At 32.6% G+C, this 15,226-nt stretch carries 19 protein-coding genes and 2 pseudogenes; 16 read left to right on the forward strand and 5 right to left on the reverse strand.

Going from position 1 to position 15,226, the window contains the following annotated elements:
* A partial coding sequence (locus WFZ85_RS14885; RefSeq protein WP_342697068.1) for a transposase occupies positions 1–574 on the reverse strand: 574 nt, incomplete at its 3' end.
* Positions 575–778: 204 nt separating this feature from the next.
* Between WFZ85_RS14885 and WFZ85_RS14890 the strand changes: the two genes are divergently transcribed.
* From WFZ85_RS14890 to WFZ85_RS14915, 6 genes are all read left to right on the forward strand, one after another.
* Complete coding sequence (locus WFZ85_RS14890) at positions 779–2,707, forward strand: hypothetical protein (RefSeq protein ID WP_342697069.1); 1,929 nt, start codon at positions 779–781, stop codon at positions 2,705–2,707.
* Positions 2,697–3,236 carry a hypothetical protein gene (locus WFZ85_RS14895; protein WP_342697070.1) on the forward strand — a complete coding sequence of 180 codons (540 nt, stop codon included), beginning with the start codon at positions 2,697–2,699 and terminating at the stop codon, positions 3,234–3,236. The genes WFZ85_RS14890 and WFZ85_RS14895 overlap by 11 nt, the downstream gene beginning before the upstream one ends.
* A 300-nt stretch (positions 3,237–3,536) precedes the next feature.
* Complete coding sequence (locus WFZ85_RS14900; RefSeq protein ID WP_287785896.1) at positions 3,537–4,124, forward strand: DUF6155 family protein; 588 nt, start codon at positions 3,537–3,539, stop codon at positions 4,122–4,124.
* A 304-nt stretch (positions 4,125–4,428) separates the two neighbouring features.
* A complete protein-coding gene (locus WFZ85_RS14905) occupies positions 4,429–4,821 on the forward strand; it encodes a helix-turn-helix transcriptional regulator (RefSeq protein WP_342697071.1) in 393 nt (130 codons plus the stop codon).
* Positions 4,822–4,888: 67 nt separating this feature from the next.
* On the forward strand, positions 4,889–5,761 hold the full coding sequence (locus WFZ85_RS14910; RefSeq protein ID WP_342697072.1) for an SDR family oxidoreductase: 873 nt from the start codon (positions 4,889–4,891) through the stop codon (positions 5,759–5,761).
* A gap of 9 nt (positions 5,762–5,770) precedes the next feature.
* The gene (locus WFZ85_RS14915) at positions 5,771–6,196 is read left to right on the forward strand and encodes a nuclear transport factor 2 family protein (RefSeq protein WP_342697073.1); all 426 of its coding nucleotides are present in this window, start codon (positions 5,771–5,773) and stop codon (positions 6,194–6,196) included.
* A gap of 347 nt (positions 6,197–6,543) precedes the next feature.
* Here the strand turns inward: WFZ85_RS14915 and WFZ85_RS14920 are convergent, their stop codons facing one another.
* Complete coding sequence (locus WFZ85_RS14920; protein WP_342697074.1) at positions 6,544–6,672, reverse strand: hypothetical protein; 129 nt, start codon at positions 6,670–6,672, stop codon at positions 6,544–6,546.
* 621 nt (positions 6,673–7,293) lie between these two features.
* Positions 7,294–7,632 (reverse strand): hypothetical protein, encoded by a 339-nt coding sequence (locus WFZ85_RS14925; RefSeq protein WP_342697075.1) that lies wholly within the window; start codon positions 7,630–7,632, stop codon positions 7,294–7,296.
* Positions 7,633–7,807: 175 nt separating this feature from the next.
* Between WFZ85_RS14925 and WFZ85_RS14930 the strand changes: the two genes are divergently transcribed.
* Positions 7,808–8,221, forward strand: a complete 414-nt coding sequence (locus WFZ85_RS14930) for a hypothetical protein (protein ID WP_342697076.1) — start codon at positions 7,808–7,810, stop codon at positions 8,219–8,221.
* 234 nt (positions 8,222–8,455) lie between these two features.
* On the opposite strand, the gene WFZ85_RS14935 is transcribed toward WFZ85_RS14930, so the two are convergent.
* Positions 8,456–8,644, reverse strand: coding sequence for a hypothetical protein (locus tag WFZ85_RS14935; RefSeq protein ID WP_342697077.1), 189 nt, complete (start codon positions 8,642–8,644; stop codon positions 8,456–8,458).
* 122 nt (positions 8,645–8,766) lie between these two features.
* On the opposite strand from WFZ85_RS14935, the gene WFZ85_RS14940 reads away from it, so the two are divergent.
* The 9 genes and pseudogenes from WFZ85_RS14940 (at position 8,767) to WFZ85_RS14985 (ending at position 14,705) form a co-directional block, all read left to right on the forward strand.
* Positions 8,767–9,321: a DUF6985 domain-containing protein gene (locus tag WFZ85_RS14940; RefSeq protein WP_342697078.1), complete on the forward strand. Its 555-nt coding sequence runs from the start codon at positions 8,767–8,769 to the stop codon at positions 9,319–9,321.
* 263 nt (positions 9,322–9,584) lie between these two features.
* Positions 9,585–10,037 carry a hypothetical protein gene (locus WFZ85_RS14945; protein WP_342697079.1) on the forward strand — a complete coding sequence of 151 codons (453 nt, stop codon included), beginning with the start codon at positions 9,585–9,587 and terminating at the stop codon, positions 10,035–10,037.
* Positions 10,038–10,278: 241 nt separating this feature from the next.
* Complete coding sequence (locus WFZ85_RS14950; protein ID WP_342697080.1) at positions 10,279–10,701, forward strand: hypothetical protein; 423 nt, start codon at positions 10,279–10,281, stop codon at positions 10,699–10,701.
* Positions 10,702–10,801: 100 nt separating this feature from the next.
* Positions 10,802–10,927 (forward strand): annotated as a pseudogene (locus WFZ85_RS14955) (integrase); the annotation flags it as partial.
* Positions 10,928–11,100: 173 nt separating this feature from the next.
* Positions 11,101–12,570 (forward strand): Fic family protein, encoded by a 1,470-nt coding sequence (locus tag WFZ85_RS14960; RefSeq protein ID WP_342697081.1) that lies wholly within the window; start codon positions 11,101–11,103, stop codon positions 12,568–12,570.
* 244 nt (positions 12,571–12,814) lie between these two features.
* On the forward strand, positions 12,815–13,171 hold the full coding sequence (locus tag WFZ85_RS14970; protein ID WP_342697082.1) for a hypothetical protein: 357 nt from the start codon (positions 12,815–12,817) through the stop codon (positions 13,169–13,171).
* 134 nt (positions 13,172–13,305) lie between these two features.
* A complete protein-coding gene (locus WFZ85_RS14975; protein ID WP_342697083.1) occupies positions 13,306–13,671 on the forward strand; it encodes an Imm63 family immunity protein in 366 nt (121 codons plus the stop codon).
* Positions 13,672–13,774: 103 nt separating this feature from the next.
* A pseudogene (locus tag WFZ85_RS14980) lies at positions 13,775–13,897 on the forward strand (integrase); the annotation flags it as partial.
* Between the two features lie 127 nt (positions 13,898–14,024).
* Positions 14,025–14,705: a DUF4844 domain-containing protein gene (locus tag WFZ85_RS14985; RefSeq protein WP_342697084.1), complete on the forward strand. Its 681-nt coding sequence runs from the start codon at positions 14,025–14,027 to the stop codon at positions 14,703–14,705.
* Positions 14,706–14,888: 183 nt separating this feature from the next.
* Here WFZ85_RS14985 and WFZ85_RS14990 read toward each other — a convergent pair.
* On the reverse strand, positions 14,889–15,226 hold a 338-nt coding region (locus tag WFZ85_RS14990), incomplete at its 5' end, for a transposase (RefSeq protein ID WP_342697085.1).

Raw genomic sequence — 15,226 nt, forward strand, 5'->3', positions numbered from 1 at the left:
TGTTACTGATTTTTATAGCGTCTTCTTTTACATCGTTTTTGTCTAACTCATTGAGGTATTCTTGGGTTTTAAGTTCGATATATTCTTTGTGTTTGTCGATTTTTCTTTGGTTATAGTTGGACTTCTTTCCGTTGTATGCTCTGGATTTTGTGCCATCAATGGCAATGGTTTCGCCTGTGATTAAATCGGCATTTTTTAAAAACGAAACAAAGAGTTTGAAGAGCTGTTTGAGCGCTTTTGGGTTGTCTTTGCGAAAGTCGGCTATGCTATGATAATTAGGGCAAATGGCTTCTACAAGCCACTGCATTTCCAGGTTGCGATGGCACTCTTTTTCTAATCGCCTTGAAGAGCGAATGCCGTTTAAATAACCATACAAATAGATTTTTAAAAATACCTTGGTATCAAAACTTGGGCGACCTTCGGTTTTTAATACTCGGGGTGTAAATCCTAGTTTTTCTAAATCGATACTGTTAACAAAAGCGTCGATGAACCTGATTGGGTTGTCCTGACTAATGGTGTCTTCTAGACTGGATACTTGAAGCTGGTGGCGGGAAATTCCTGATATGTGTTGCATGGTTAAAGATAAGAATACTTTGTTCTTCTTACAAGTATTATTGTATATTTGAAAAAGGATTGTGAAAGTTTTTTCACAGTCTGACGATGGCAGTAATGTTAAGAAAATGTGCAATAAAGAACAATAGAATACGTTTTAACGTAAAAAGGTTGTATAAAAATGAATATTAATAATAAAACTATTTAAAAATGAAAAAAAATTCTAATGTTTTTAAGCTTTGGCTTAATGATTGGTTGTTCAGAATTTGAGGAAACTACAGATGGAAACTCTGAAAGTTCGGGAAATTCTTTAGCAATGCGTTTAAACGAAAATGATAAACCTGACGTTCAAACGAAAATTATTTTAGGAAAAAAAATTGATAATCCTTACACGGTTTCAAATATGCAAAATGCCTTCAATTATTATAATAATGTTGTTCCTAATAGTATATTTCAAGGTAGAGAGGTAATTGCTACTCATTATTATATTAAAATATTACCAGATAGTCAGGAGCAATTATTGATTTTAGACAACTTTGACAAACTTAACGATACAGACGCACCTGTATTACATGATTTTCCATTAGATCATGAAATTATTCAAGAAGGTGATTATTATCATATGCCCGCTAATGAAAATGATGTATTCGTTCCTATTTATACAGTTGTTCCTATAGATTATAGAATGCCAAAAGAACTTAAATTTGAAATCATAGACAAGCTTTACTACCCAACTGATGACGAATTTGATGTAGAAACAGTATCCTTATTTTTTTCTAATTGGCAAGAAGATTTGTTGGCAGATGAAATAGTTCTAACTTTAGAAACGTTACCAACTTACTTAAATAGCGAAGAAGATAGTGATGGTCCACAAAATAGACGAAGAAGAAAATTTACACCACAAGGAAAAGTTGTCGTAGAGAATTCTGACGACAGCAATAATTCAACAAAATGGCAACCTTTAAACCAAGCAAAAATTAGTGTTGGTAGAGGAATTTGGTGGCATTATGTATACACAAATAATAGTGGTGATTTTGTTGCAAATAAATCATACAGAGGCAAGGTAAGAATAAGAAGTAAATGGAGAAGTTATACGGCTACTATAAGAAAATCTTGGAACGAAGTTTTAGGTATTCAAGTATCTGACCATCTAATGACTCTTACGAGAGGCAACAATAATGCAACAAAATTTATAGGTTATTCTAATAACGGTCATTTATGGCTAAAAGGTTCAATACACATCGGTTTAAGAAAATATATAGAATTTTGTAATATAAATGGAATTGACAAAACTGTATCCGATGCCAATGTTTGGGCAAACGAGGGAAGTGCTAGTAGCAATCCTATGCTTTATAAATATCCACAATTAAATACATTAGCAAGCGTTGCAAATCTTACACAAGGTGCTCTTTGGCAATCAATGCTAACACATTTTGTTTATGTAGGTATAGGTATTTTACCTTCTCATTTACGTCCAGACCAAATTTATGGTTTATCTACAAAATTAAACGCATCAAACAATCAAAGTACTATCAGAATACATCAAACAGTATTCCATGAAAGTGGACACTATTCTCACGCCTTGAAAGCTGGATCGTGGTTATGGGCAAATGTCTTTGCTTCTGAACTAAAAAATAACTTATTCAATGGTGGTCCTTATGCGAATGGCGTTCTTCCAACCAACAACGCAGGTGCAAGAATTGGTCTTGCAGAAGGATGGGCAGCTTTTACAGAATTTAAAATTACAGATTATTTCTATAAACGAAGTTATGTTAGAGCTACAGGTATTGGAGAGGGATTTAGAACAACTGCCGAACTGAATACAATTCTTGAAAACTTCAATGTGGTGGATAGACCTATGAATATTGATAGGACTGATAATTGGAGTTGGTGGCTTCACGGTATTTATTGGGATTTATTAGACAATGGTAGAGATAAAAACGCCAATAGACTTAACGGAAATGGTAATCCATTAAATCTTATAACTGATGTGGTAAACATAAGCGTTGGCAATAATCAATATAATTTGAGCCCAATATTTAACAGACTAACATCAGGTGTTCATAATGTTTCAGATTTTAAATCTGCGGTTTTATCATCGAATACAGCACAATCAGCTCAAATTAACCAATTATTTACTAGTTATGGCTACTAATTTTATAAAGGTAATTGCAATAAGTTTTGCTTCGTTATTATTAAACGGTTGTAATCCTAGTATCATTGGAGAAGAGGATTGTGATGATATTGGTAGAATAGCAGTAGTTGAAAATTTAATAACTATAACTCCACTAAAAACTACTTATCAGCAAGGCGAAGAAGTCATTTTCAAATTAGATGTTCCATCTCAAAATAGCTATTTTGGAAACCCCGTTGATATTTATCAACAAACGAATTTAGCAACGGGTTGGTTAATAACTAACTCTTTATTGTTTGACAATAATATTTTAGTTTTCACAAAAGGATCAAGAAAAGAAGGTGCATCAAATTGGTTTAATCTTAATTACAATCTACAAAATCAAATGTATGAATTGGAAATTAAGGTAAAACTGAACCGTGTTGGCAACTATCAAATCATAACAGCAGATAGAATAGATTTTTTAGGTACACCGAGATGTAATCGATATTTTATTGAAACAAAAATCATGGGTAATGTCAATAATTTAATCAACTTCACAGTAGAATAAAAATATTGAAAACCATTGTACTAAACTAAAGTGACTTTCTAACGTAACTGAAAGTCACTTTTGTATTTTTAGAGTTCTTATTTATAAAATGGATTGCCAAAAATTCCTCTTAAAAAAGTAAAACACTACTGCCATCAGCGGTTTCAAGAAATGGCGAGGCAAGGGATTTATTTGAAATGGAAAGGTTTTAATTTAAAGTTTTAGTTATATTTGTAAAGGCTTGGTCTTGGTTCATCGCCACTTCATGAAGCCGCGAAAACGTTATAGCCAATGGTAGGACGACCGTAACAATAAATAAAAATGGGACTGACCGACATAAAAAAAGAACTTAAAAAACTCGACAAGGACAAACTAATTGACCTTGTTGCCGACTTGTATAAAAAGAACAAAACAGTAAAGGAGTTTTTTGACTTTTATGTAAATCCAGACGAGAGAGAACTTTTTGAAAAGTATCGTGACAAAGTGTTTGAAGCGTTTTACCCTAAACGTGGTTACAACTACAAACGTAAGGACGGCAAACAAGCAATAAGCGACTTTAAAAAACTGGGGACATCAACAGACTTACTTGCTGACTTGATGTTATTCTACGTTGAGACAGGAGTAAAATTCACAAATGACTATGGAGATGTTAATGAAGCTTTTTATAAAAGCTTGGCGACAACTTTTGTTGACAGCTTGACTTTAATGAGAAAAGAAAATATTCTTGACAAATTTGAAGACAGAGTTGGGAAAATTGTTGACGATACGAGCGGAATTGGTTGGGGTTTTCACGACTTTTTAGTACAAGTTTGGGTTGACTTTTATCCGACAGAAGACGATGAAGATTATGAAGACGACAACAACGAAATAGAAGAAAAGGGGAAAATTATAAAACTGGGCGGACAATGACGACTGAAAGAACCACTGGCTATAATCGAGTAGACGGGCTCCGCCAGAAACTGACGGAGTGCGCCTCTCACACCTCCGAACCCTTCGACTTCGCTAAGGACAGGCCAAGCGGGTCTCGTATACGGCGGTTCGCAAAAAGATGGGTTGAGTTGGATGTGTTGCATCTTTAATAATACAAAATAACTACACTCATTAGTAGGTTTTTTTACTATATTTGATGAAATAAACTGTGATGTTTTTTCACAGTCTGTCGTTAGCGGTCAGGCTATGGCGATAGTGAACAAAATTTATATTCGAAATAATAATGAAAGAGAATAAAATAATATCAGTAAGACAAAAGGAAATTGTTGCTAGTTATCTTCAACAATTAGACTTACATCTTTCAGACTTGAAAGTAGGATTAGCCGAAAAAACTTTTGAAATAAAAGACTTAGCAGACTTGTTATTTGTAAGTCCTAAACATTTGAGCAACACCATTCAAGAAGTTCTCGGGAAATCCCCTTGTGAGATCTATGAAGAACGTTTGATTGAAATTTCCAAAGAACTATTACTTACTACCAACAAGCCAATTTCTCATATTGCCCAGACATTGACGTTTGACCCTTCTAATTTTACCAAATTCTTCAAAAGTTATGAAGGCAAGACTCCTAAACAGTTTCGGGAGTTAAATTCAAAAACTGAACTTCTCACCAAATAATCTGAACTTCTCACCATAATAAATCCATTTTAAATTCCGAACTTTGCATCAACAAAATTTCAAAAAAATGGCAAAGAAAATTTTAATTACAGGTGCAAGCGGTGGATTTGGAAAATTAACCGTTTTAACATTATTACAAAGAGGACATCAAGTTGTAGCTTCGATGCGTGAAGCTGAGGGACGAAACAAATCCATCGCTTCAGAATTGTCTGATGCAGGTGCTAAGATAGTTTCAATAGATGTCACCAAAGATGAAAGTGTAACGAACGGTGTGAAAGAGGCGATTGAACAGCTGAACGGCTTAGATGTCTTAATTAATAATGCTGGTATTGGCGTGCACGGTATGCAAGAGTTTTTTACAGTGGCAGATTACCAAAAATTGTTTGACATCAATTTATTTGGAGTTCAAAGAATGAATAGAGCCGTGATTCCCTATTTCCGAGAAAAACAAGATGGTTTGATTCTTTACACCTCAAGCTGTTTGGGCAGAGTTGCATTACCTTTCTATGGCTTGTATCAATCAACCAAATGGGCCTTAGAAGCAATGGCAGAAAATTACAGATTAGAGCTTTCAGGCTTTGGTATAGAAAACTGTATTGTAGAACCAGGTGGATACCCAACTGCATTTACAGAAAACTTAGTTCATCCTAGCGATAAAAGTCAGGAACCACTCTACGGAGAGTTTGCTAAAGCACCGGAACAATCTTTGCAAGGATTTATGAGCTTTTTAGAGGCAAATCCGCAACAAAATCCACAAAAAGTTGCCGATGTTTTTGAAGAGTTAATTGAAACGCCAAAAGGTGAAAGACCATTTAGAACGCCTGTAGATTTTATAGGAATGGGCGACTTAATACAAAAATACAACGAGCATTTAGAGCAGATAACTACTGGCTTATTGACAAATTTTGGTTCGCAAGGCTTGTTAAAAGTGAAAAAATAAAAAAGGAATATGATAGCTGAAATAATAAAGCAACTTTTTTCCGGAGTAGATAATCGTGATTGGGAAAATGTAATTTCTGTATTCGATGACAATGTATTATTGGACTACTCTTCTATGAACGAGGTTAAACCTTCATTGCTCAGCCCAAAAGAAATTATTGGTTCTTGGTCATCGTTTTTACCGGGCTTTGACAGAACGAATCACCAAATGTCTGACTTTAGCATTAGCAAAGTAAACGACCTAACAACAGTGACTTTTACAGGCAAAGCTGATCACTTTATAGGGAACTCTGTATGGACAGTTGAAGGCGATTATGTACTTGAAATAAATAAAAACAACAAGGTTAGTTCGATGACTTTTAATTTTAATAAACAAAGTGGTGATATTGAACTACCGAGAAAGGCAAGTGAAATAATGCAAAATAGGATTCGATGAAGTTCAATATTCAATTGATTGACTGCAATACGAAAAGAGTCTATTCAATGGCTAAATAAAGCCCGAACCGCTAACACCGGTAACTGTTGCACAACCTCAATAAAAAACTAAAATTTTAAAATATTTATAAAAAGTAACCTCTTTAGAAGCTATTTTAAGGAGGTTAGTTTTTTAGTTATAATTCAAAGTTGTAAAACTTGGAGTGCTTACAAACGAGTTTTTTAAGTCTAAAAAGACTGATTTTATAAAAGCCAAGTTCTTTCCTTGTTTTAGGGAAACAACTTGGGTTAAAATGGATGGTTTTTAATACTCTTGGCGTAAATCCTATTTTCTCTAAATCGATAAGGTTAACGAAAGCATCTATAATCCCGACGCTTCGGGAGAACAGGATTGTCCTGACTAATAGTGCCTTCTAGACTACTTACTTGTAGTTGGATGCGAGCTATTCCTTGTCCCGAAGCGTCGGGATGTTGCATCGTTAAAGATAAAAAAACTATAACTTTCTTACAACTATTTTACTATATTTGGTACAAGGATTGTGGAGGTTTTTTCACAGTCTGACGTTAGCGGTCAGGCTATGACGACATACTAAACATAAAAATGACATAGACTTTGAAAATTGAAAAATTAAATAAGACATTCTTAAAAGCCCAAGTAGCCATTTATTTTTTACTGGGTATTATTGTTTTTAGTATTCGATTCTATTTTAACTTCTCTCAAGAATTGATTCCTGGAGTTAACGGTGGTTATTATCCTTTACAGGTAAGGTCTATTTTGACAAATGGACATTTAGGATTCTCTGATATGCCCTTGATTTTTTATTTTGACGCGTTTTTAATAAAGTTCATATCGCTTTTTGGTTTTTCTATTACAGACAGCCTGATATTGAGTGTCGTTAAAATAGTTGATAGTATTTCTATTCCACTTTTACTTTTACCTCTTTATAAAATCGTTCAATTCAGCAATCCTTTGCCTGTAAAATTATTTAAATTCAGCATCCTTGCTTTTTCGGTTCTCTCATTTTCACCTCTTATTCTCACTTCAGACCTACAAAAGAACGCCCTTGCAATTTTTTTTCTGTTCTGTTTTCTCGCATACTATCTATCCTTCCAAATCAATCGAAAGAAAGTTAACATCTTTTTGTCAATTGCTTTTTTAATTTTTATAGGGCTTACACATTTCGGAACATTTGTTTTTTCAATGTTTTTTTTATTTCTAATGGTTTTATATACATACAAGAAAAAAGTAATATTTCCAATATCAATTCTAATTACTATTAGCTTGGGTATTGTCTTCCTGTTTGATTTTTCTCGTTTCAACAGGTTGGTTTCATTTTGGACTGTGGTTTTTGAGAAACCAGCCGTACTAAATGGGATGTTGTCACCACCCGACTTATTAATAATTTTATTTTCAATTTTTCTTGCAATAATTGGCATTATTACCCTAAAAACAAAAAGCAACAATTTTAAACCATTTCAAAAAACGATTTTGTTTGCTTCGATTGTTTGCTTAATTGCTCTCTCCTTTCCACTTCTTGACGGTGAATATTTTAAACGACTCAGTTTATTTTTATTCATTCCCCAAATACTTTTAATACTTCAAATATCTACGGTGATTAACGTAAAGCAACTTAAAACAACAAGTATTTCCTTTGTCATATTTACTTTATTGTCAATAATTGCAGTATCTGGACATCCCAAAGAAACTGTTATTGATAAAATTGCATACGAAGAATTGAGAAAACTTAAATCTGTTATCAAAAATGATAATGAAACTATAATAATAGCTAGACACGGCCTTGAATGGTGGACAGCTTGGGCATTGCATACTAAGGTTGGACAAGACAAAGCTATAGACAGTGTCTTTTTTGAGAAATACAAAAATGTAATTTTTATTACTCAAATAAATGGTTTTAGTAAAGACATACAAAGAACGCCATTTCACGAACCAAACGTTCCTGAGAATTCAGAGATTATATTCTCATCAGAATATTTCAAAGTGTTTAAATTAAACAATAGACAATGACAAAAAAGCCCGAACCGCTAACAAGCGTAACTGTTGCACAACCTCAATAAAAAACTAAAATTTTAAAATATTTATAAAAAGTAACCTCTTTAGAAGCTATTTTAAGGAAGTTTGTTTTTTAGTTATAATTCAAAGTTGTAAAACTTGGAGTGCTTACAAACGAGTTTTTTAAGTCTAAAAAGACTGATTTTATAAAAGCCAAGTTCTTTCCTTGTTTTAGGGAAACAACTTGGGTTAAAATGGATGGTTTTTAAAAATCTGGGGGTAAATCCTATTTTCGCTAAGTCGATACTGTTGACAAAAGCATCTATAATCCCGACGCTTCGGGAGAACAGGATTGTCCTGACTAATAGTGTCTTCAAGACTGCTTACTTGTAGTTGGTTGCGAGCTATTCCTTGTCCCGAAGCGTCGGGATGTTGCATCGTTAAAGATAAAAAAAAATATAACTTTCTTACAACTATTTTACTATATTTGGTGCAAGGATTGTGGAGGTTTTTTCACAGTCTGCCGTTAGCGGTCAGCTTAAAAAAACGACACGAACAAAATGAAAAAAGAAATTATATCGAAAATTATTGGACGACTTAAACAAGAAGAAAGTTTTCCTGATTGGTGGAAAAGTGAAGAGGTAGCAATTCCATTTTTCGACAACTACAAGTTGACGATAACCTTTATGGATTTTGAACCCGAACACGACAAGACATTTATTGACGAAGCAGACCAAGCTTTGACAAATTTTTTGAAGCTAAACGCAAACGACCGAAATTTAATTTCTGAATTGGCTTATAAAAACTGTATGGATTTTTTGGACGCAGTTGAATATGACGAAGCAGACGAGCCATTAAGACAGATTAAAAACAAAAATGAGATTTGGAATTTCATACAGCCGACAGAAATATATGTAACAAGACGACCTTACAAAGACCAAGACATTTATGTTTTCATAGCTTGTGAATGTGACTGGGAACAAGAACACGGACTTCAATTAGTATTTAGACAAGGTAAAAAACTGACAAGAATAAGTGACCAAGACGGACATTTAACAGAAGCTGATGCTTACGACAAACCAGACGAAGAAGATGAATTACTATCAAGGTTCTAGTAATGAAAGTCAAGAAAGCCGAACCGCTAACAACGGTAACTGTTGCACAACCTCAATAAAAAACTAAAATTTTAAAATATTTATAAAAAGTAACCTCTTTAGAAGCAATTTTAAGGAGGTTTGTTTTTTTAACCCTGACAGAGTTTCAAACTCTTTCAGGGTTTGTGATGTAGAAAATAACTATTTTAGTATATTTGGTAGAAGGATTGTGAAGTTTTTTCACAGCCTGACGTTATAAGCCATTTATGAAAAACATAAAAATCATGAATCGAAAAATACTATCATTTCTAATTTTATTTTCAATAATTTCTTGTGATAATGCAAAATTAAATTCTTTAGAAAATAGAATTGTTGAATTAGAAACTGAAAATAAATCTTTAGAAAAGAAAATAGCTCAAGCTAATTTTAATAAAATTTCTGCCTCTCAAATAAATCTTTTTCCCGATAATGTTTTTGTAAGAGTTGGTGAAAAGATGAAAGTGCGTGGCAAATTCTTTGAGCAAAATTCCTTACCAAAATTTAATATATACGAAACAGATAGTATCTATTCAAAAACTAGTAGAAAAATTTTATTAGAAAATGTTACTGATTCTAGTTTTGAAATATTTTTTGAACCCAGAAACAAAACTCAAAACAAAATGTATATTTCAGCTGAATTCGATTTCAATGGCGAAAAATTTGAAACTAAATCATTGGTTCAATTTGTAATAAAATGACCATGACCGAACGGCTAACTGCCGTAACTGTTGTACAACTAGCATTTTCTCAAAACAATTTACCAAAAAAATAATATTTGACTTCTTTTATCCCGAAGCATCGGGAGATTTAAAGAAGGTTTGTTTTTTTAGATGAACTAATAACTATTTTAGTATATTTGAAATGAAGCGTGTGAAGTTTTTTCACAGTCTGACGTTAGCTGTCAGTTTGAAGCCGATTAAATAAATAAAAATAAGAGAATTGGAAGACGAAGAATTAAATAAGATTATAGAAATACTTGAAAGTAAAAATTCTAAAGATATTGCTTCGTTTGGACTATATTACCGCGACGGTGAAGATGAAATGCATATTAAAGCAAACAAAGATGGTTTTGAATTATTTGCTGCCGAACTTTTAAAAGCTTCACGAGATTCAGAAAAAATAATTAATAGTACTGAGAAAAACTATATTGATTTTGGATGGAAAAGGAAATGGATTAGCGGAGAATTGATTGCATATATAAAACCAATTTCCGAAAACCGTGATGAAATAAAGGAAGACAAGCCTCATAGAACAAGTTTTAAGGATGATTTATTGAAATATGGTTGTCTGACATTAATTGCAATTACAGCTATAGGAATTGCTGTAGGTTTCTATACAATTTTTGAATGGTTGTTCAAATAATAAAAACCGCCAGCTAATCGAGTAGACGGCTCCGCCAGAAACTGACGGAGTGCGCCTTTGATGGTAGTGAGTGGATGGTGGTTAGAGGCGTTTAGTTGAGAGGGGTACAGATTTAAGGTATATTTTAGAGTTGCTAGGTCATAGTAGTAGTAAAACAACTGAAATATATACTCATGTTAGTACGAAAAGTATTCAACAAATCAAAAGTCCTTTTGATGATTTGTAATACAACTTTTATTTCTATTTTTGAAACAAATACGCTATTCAATAGCGCCTATCCACCCTGTTTTGGGTGTATATGCGCTACTTTGTAGCGGGTATATACAAGTTATGTGCAATTTTAAAGAACTAAATCTTAAAAATCAAAAACTAAATTGTTACATTTGAATTTAATTTTTTATGGATAAAAATATAGAAGTTTGGTCACCTATCTCAATAAATAGCAAATGGTTAAATGCTGATACGTCAATTTTTGATGATTTAGCACCAAGTTGGTATAAAAAAAGAAAAGAATTTGAAGAAGGTCAAGAAAGCTATGATGAGTTTCTAACTAAACTGAAAAGACAACACGCTATAGAAACAGGTGTTGTTGAAAAATTATATGATTTAACTGAGGGAATTACACAAACCTTAATTAAAAATGGTTTTGTTGAATCATATATTGGCCATAATGATACTAACATTCCTCCAAAAAAATTAATGCAATATTTGCATGACCATTTTGAAGCGATGGATTTTATCTTTGATTTGGTAAAATCAAATAGAAATTTAAGTAAAAGTTTTATAAAAGAGTTACATCAATTGATAACTCAAAATCAAGATTATACAGAAGCTATAGACTCTTTAGGTAAAAGAGTAAATGTTAAACTTCTTAAAGGAGATTTTAAAAAGCATGACAATAATCCTAAAAGAGACGACGGTACAATTTTTTTATATTGCCCTCCAATACAAGTTGACCAAGAAATTGATAATTTAATAATTATCTATAATGATCTTTCTGAAAAAAATGTTAATCCAATAATTGTTGCTTCATGGATTCATCACGCTTTCACTCAAATTCACCCATTTCAAGATGGAAATGGTAGAATAGCTAGATTATTAGCAAGTTTAATTTTAATAAAAAATGGACTATTACCTTTCACCGTAAAAAGAGGTGACAAAGTAAAATATATTAAAGCTCTTGAAAATGCTGATAGAGGAAATCCACAAGAACTTGTTTCCTTTTTTGCCTTAGAACAAAAGAAAAGTATTGAAGTTGCATTAAACTTTAAAACTGAGAAAAAAGTTAACTCATTAAATGAATTAGCTAGCCTTTTCAATGAAAAAGTTTCTGATAGTGTAAATAGAATTAAAGAGGAAAGAAAAGTTTTACTACTGGAAAGTAGAAATAAAGTTTTTGATAATATTTATAATATTTTAGGTGAAATAAAAACTGAACTTCACGAATTAATACCAATTGATAAAGCAGTTGTTGGAATTCAAAGTTGTAAACCTGACAACCAAAAGTACTATTATCATACTCATCAAATAGCTGAATATGCTAATAATCACGATTACTTTTTTAATAGAAACTTGCCAAGAGGTTGGTTTGGAATATATTTTACATTACCAAATCAAAGAAAGTTTAATTTAATTTTATCTGTTCATCATTATGGATATGACGATGATGTAATTGCTATTGGTACTTTTATGGAATATTCTGAACCAGTCAAGAAAAATCTTGAAGAGAAAACATTAATTCCAATAAATTTAGAGCCTTTTACGATTTCATTGGAAAGTATAAATAGTAGAACTTCATCTAACTTAAAAGATTATATTAATGATGTGGTGAAAATTGGTTTAACTATTATAATAAACGAAATAAATTAAAAAAACTACACACAATCGAGTAGACGGCTCCGCCAGAAACTGACGGAGTGCGCCTTTGATGGTAGTGAGTGGATTGTGGTTAGAGGTGTTTACTTGAGAGGGGTACAGATTTAAGATATATTTTAGAGTTGCTAGGTCATAGTAGTAGTAAAACAACTGAAATATATACTTATGTTAGTACGAAAAATATTCAACAAATTAAAAGCTCTTTTGATGATTTGTAATACAACTTTTATTTCTATTTTTGAAACAAATACGCTATTCAATAGCGCCTATCCACCCTGTTTTGGGTGTATATGCGCTACTTTGTAGCGGGTATATACAAGTTAGCGGCTATTTTATGACGACACAGAAGCACATAGAAGAATTTAGCGAAGCATTGAAAATAATTTTGAATGCCGAGATAAAACGTGGAAATGAAATTGTAGAAACTTCAAAAGGTTGGCCCAATGACGAAACAATTATTATTTTTCTTAAGAAACCATTTATGGGAATTTACCAGGCTGAAAATATTGATTACCGTAACATTGATGACATACATTATTGGAAAGCTGAGTATTCAGACAAATTAACCAACCACATTTTAGCTTGCAAATTTTGATAACCTTAGACGAAATAAAGAAAAAAGTTGACGAACTGACTTTAAAAATTAATGCACCGACAAATTTACTGCCGAGTTACGGACAGCAAACTTGGGACGCACATCCTTACATTGAAGTTGACAAATTGTGATTTATGTTTTACATAATCTCAGAGCGTGGACAAGAATATGAAAGGAAAATGACCGACAAAATAGACGACTTACTTTATTGGATTTTTGCAAATGTGACGTTTTCTATGGCTTGCGACTATGAACTAAAAAACAGAATTGAATACAAGGATTGCAGGCGAATTATGTTTGACAAACAAGAAGAATTACTTGGACTCCTTAATAAAAATTGGCAACAAAAAGAAAATGCCGAACATCAAAATATTTTAAAAAATCATCCGTTTGACGACTTAGCAGGACTTCGAGCAACTTACTGCGGACAACTCAGACAGCAAGGGCTTTCAGAAACTGAAATAAATAAATTAGCATATGAGAAATATCCTAAAAACTGAAAGAAAAACTACCGCTAATCGAGTAGACGGCTCCGCCAGAAACTGACGGAGTGCGCCTTTGATGGTAGTGAGCGGATGGTGGTTAGAGGTGTTTACTTGAGAGGGGACAGATTTGAGGTACATTCTAGAGTTGCTAGGTCACAGTAGTAGTAAAACAACTGAAATATATACTCATGTTAGTACGAAAAGTATTCAACAAATTAAAAGTCCTTTTGATGATTTATAAGATTTATTTATATATTTACAAAAGCGAAAAAGTCTGATGGTAGTCAGACCTATCTACCCAAATATGGTTGTATAGGTCTGATTTTATCAGACCTATAAACAAGTTACCAGCAACCTTAAAGAAAATCGTGAATAATAGAATTTCAACATTAGAAAAATTAAAAAATAAGGAAAAGTTCTCCAATGAAGAATGGGGAAATCGTGGATTAAATTCTTCTAAAAAAAGTTTATGCATAAAACTTGAAAAATCTTTTAATGATTTACTAACAAATTTAATTTCAGCAATTAAAACAAAACAACCGAATCAAGAGATTGAAAGCATTTTCGAGCAATATTTTCAAAAAATTAAATCCGAGGAATTAGACACAGAAGAAAGAGAATTTGTTGTCGACTATTTTGATGAAATTGCGAAAATTTTAAGCATTGAAAGTATTTATGAAAAATTAAACTTTTGGACGTACGGAACTGAAGTTTATAATCATGAGAAAGCCGAAAGAGAAGCTGCGGAAAAAGTGTTAGCAGAAGAAAGAAAAAGACACGAGATTCGTTTTATCGAATGCTCAGAATGCAAAACAGAATTGGAAACCTTTATCTTGGAAAGAGATAACAATATTCCAAGTTTTGAGTTTGATATAATTAAATGTGTAAAATGTTCTGAACTAAATATATTTGACAAAGGTGCAGGAATAAAAAGATATCGATTTCTAAATTATGAACTTGTTGAAGAGTTACCAAAAGAGGAATATGATTTAGAGAAAGCTTTAAAAAGATTAGAACATTTAAAAAACCAAAAAAAAGGCAGCTGGTAACAGGCGTTTGGCAAGATTGCGAATTTTTAGTAAATACACGTTTATTTCTCGCAAGAAATTTTATCTTTGATAGAAAATAATTAGTTCCGAAGTTCGCAACCTCGCCAAGCGCCGGAACGTCAGGCTGTGAAAAAACTCCTTTTTCTCTACTGTTTTACTTTTTAAAGCTGCTGTAAACGGGTTTTATGCCATGCTGATTTTTGATTTACTTTGACTGGTTTTAAAAAGAATTGTGGCTAAAAACAGTTTTATATAGGTCGTTTTTATCAAAAACAAGCCTTTTCTCTTGTAGGGTGAGTTCCATGCTTTGAGTTTGGCTATTAAATCGGGCACGCCGAGGATGTTGATGCTGCGTTTGATGTTGTAGACTAGCATGATCAAACTGTGTTCGCCATTTACTTTTTCTAATCCTATTAAATCGGTGTAGTTGTATCCCCATTTTCGCTTTATTGTGCCAAAAATGTGCTCATTAATTTCTTGCCTTTTGCGGTATAGTTGTGGATTGTCTTTGTATCGCTGGT

The sequence above is a fragment of the Flavobacterium aureirubrum genome, from assembly GCF_038739835.1.
GTDB classification, from domain to species: domain Bacteria; phylum Bacteroidota; class Bacteroidia; order Flavobacteriales; family Flavobacteriaceae; genus Flavobacterium; species Flavobacterium aureirubrum.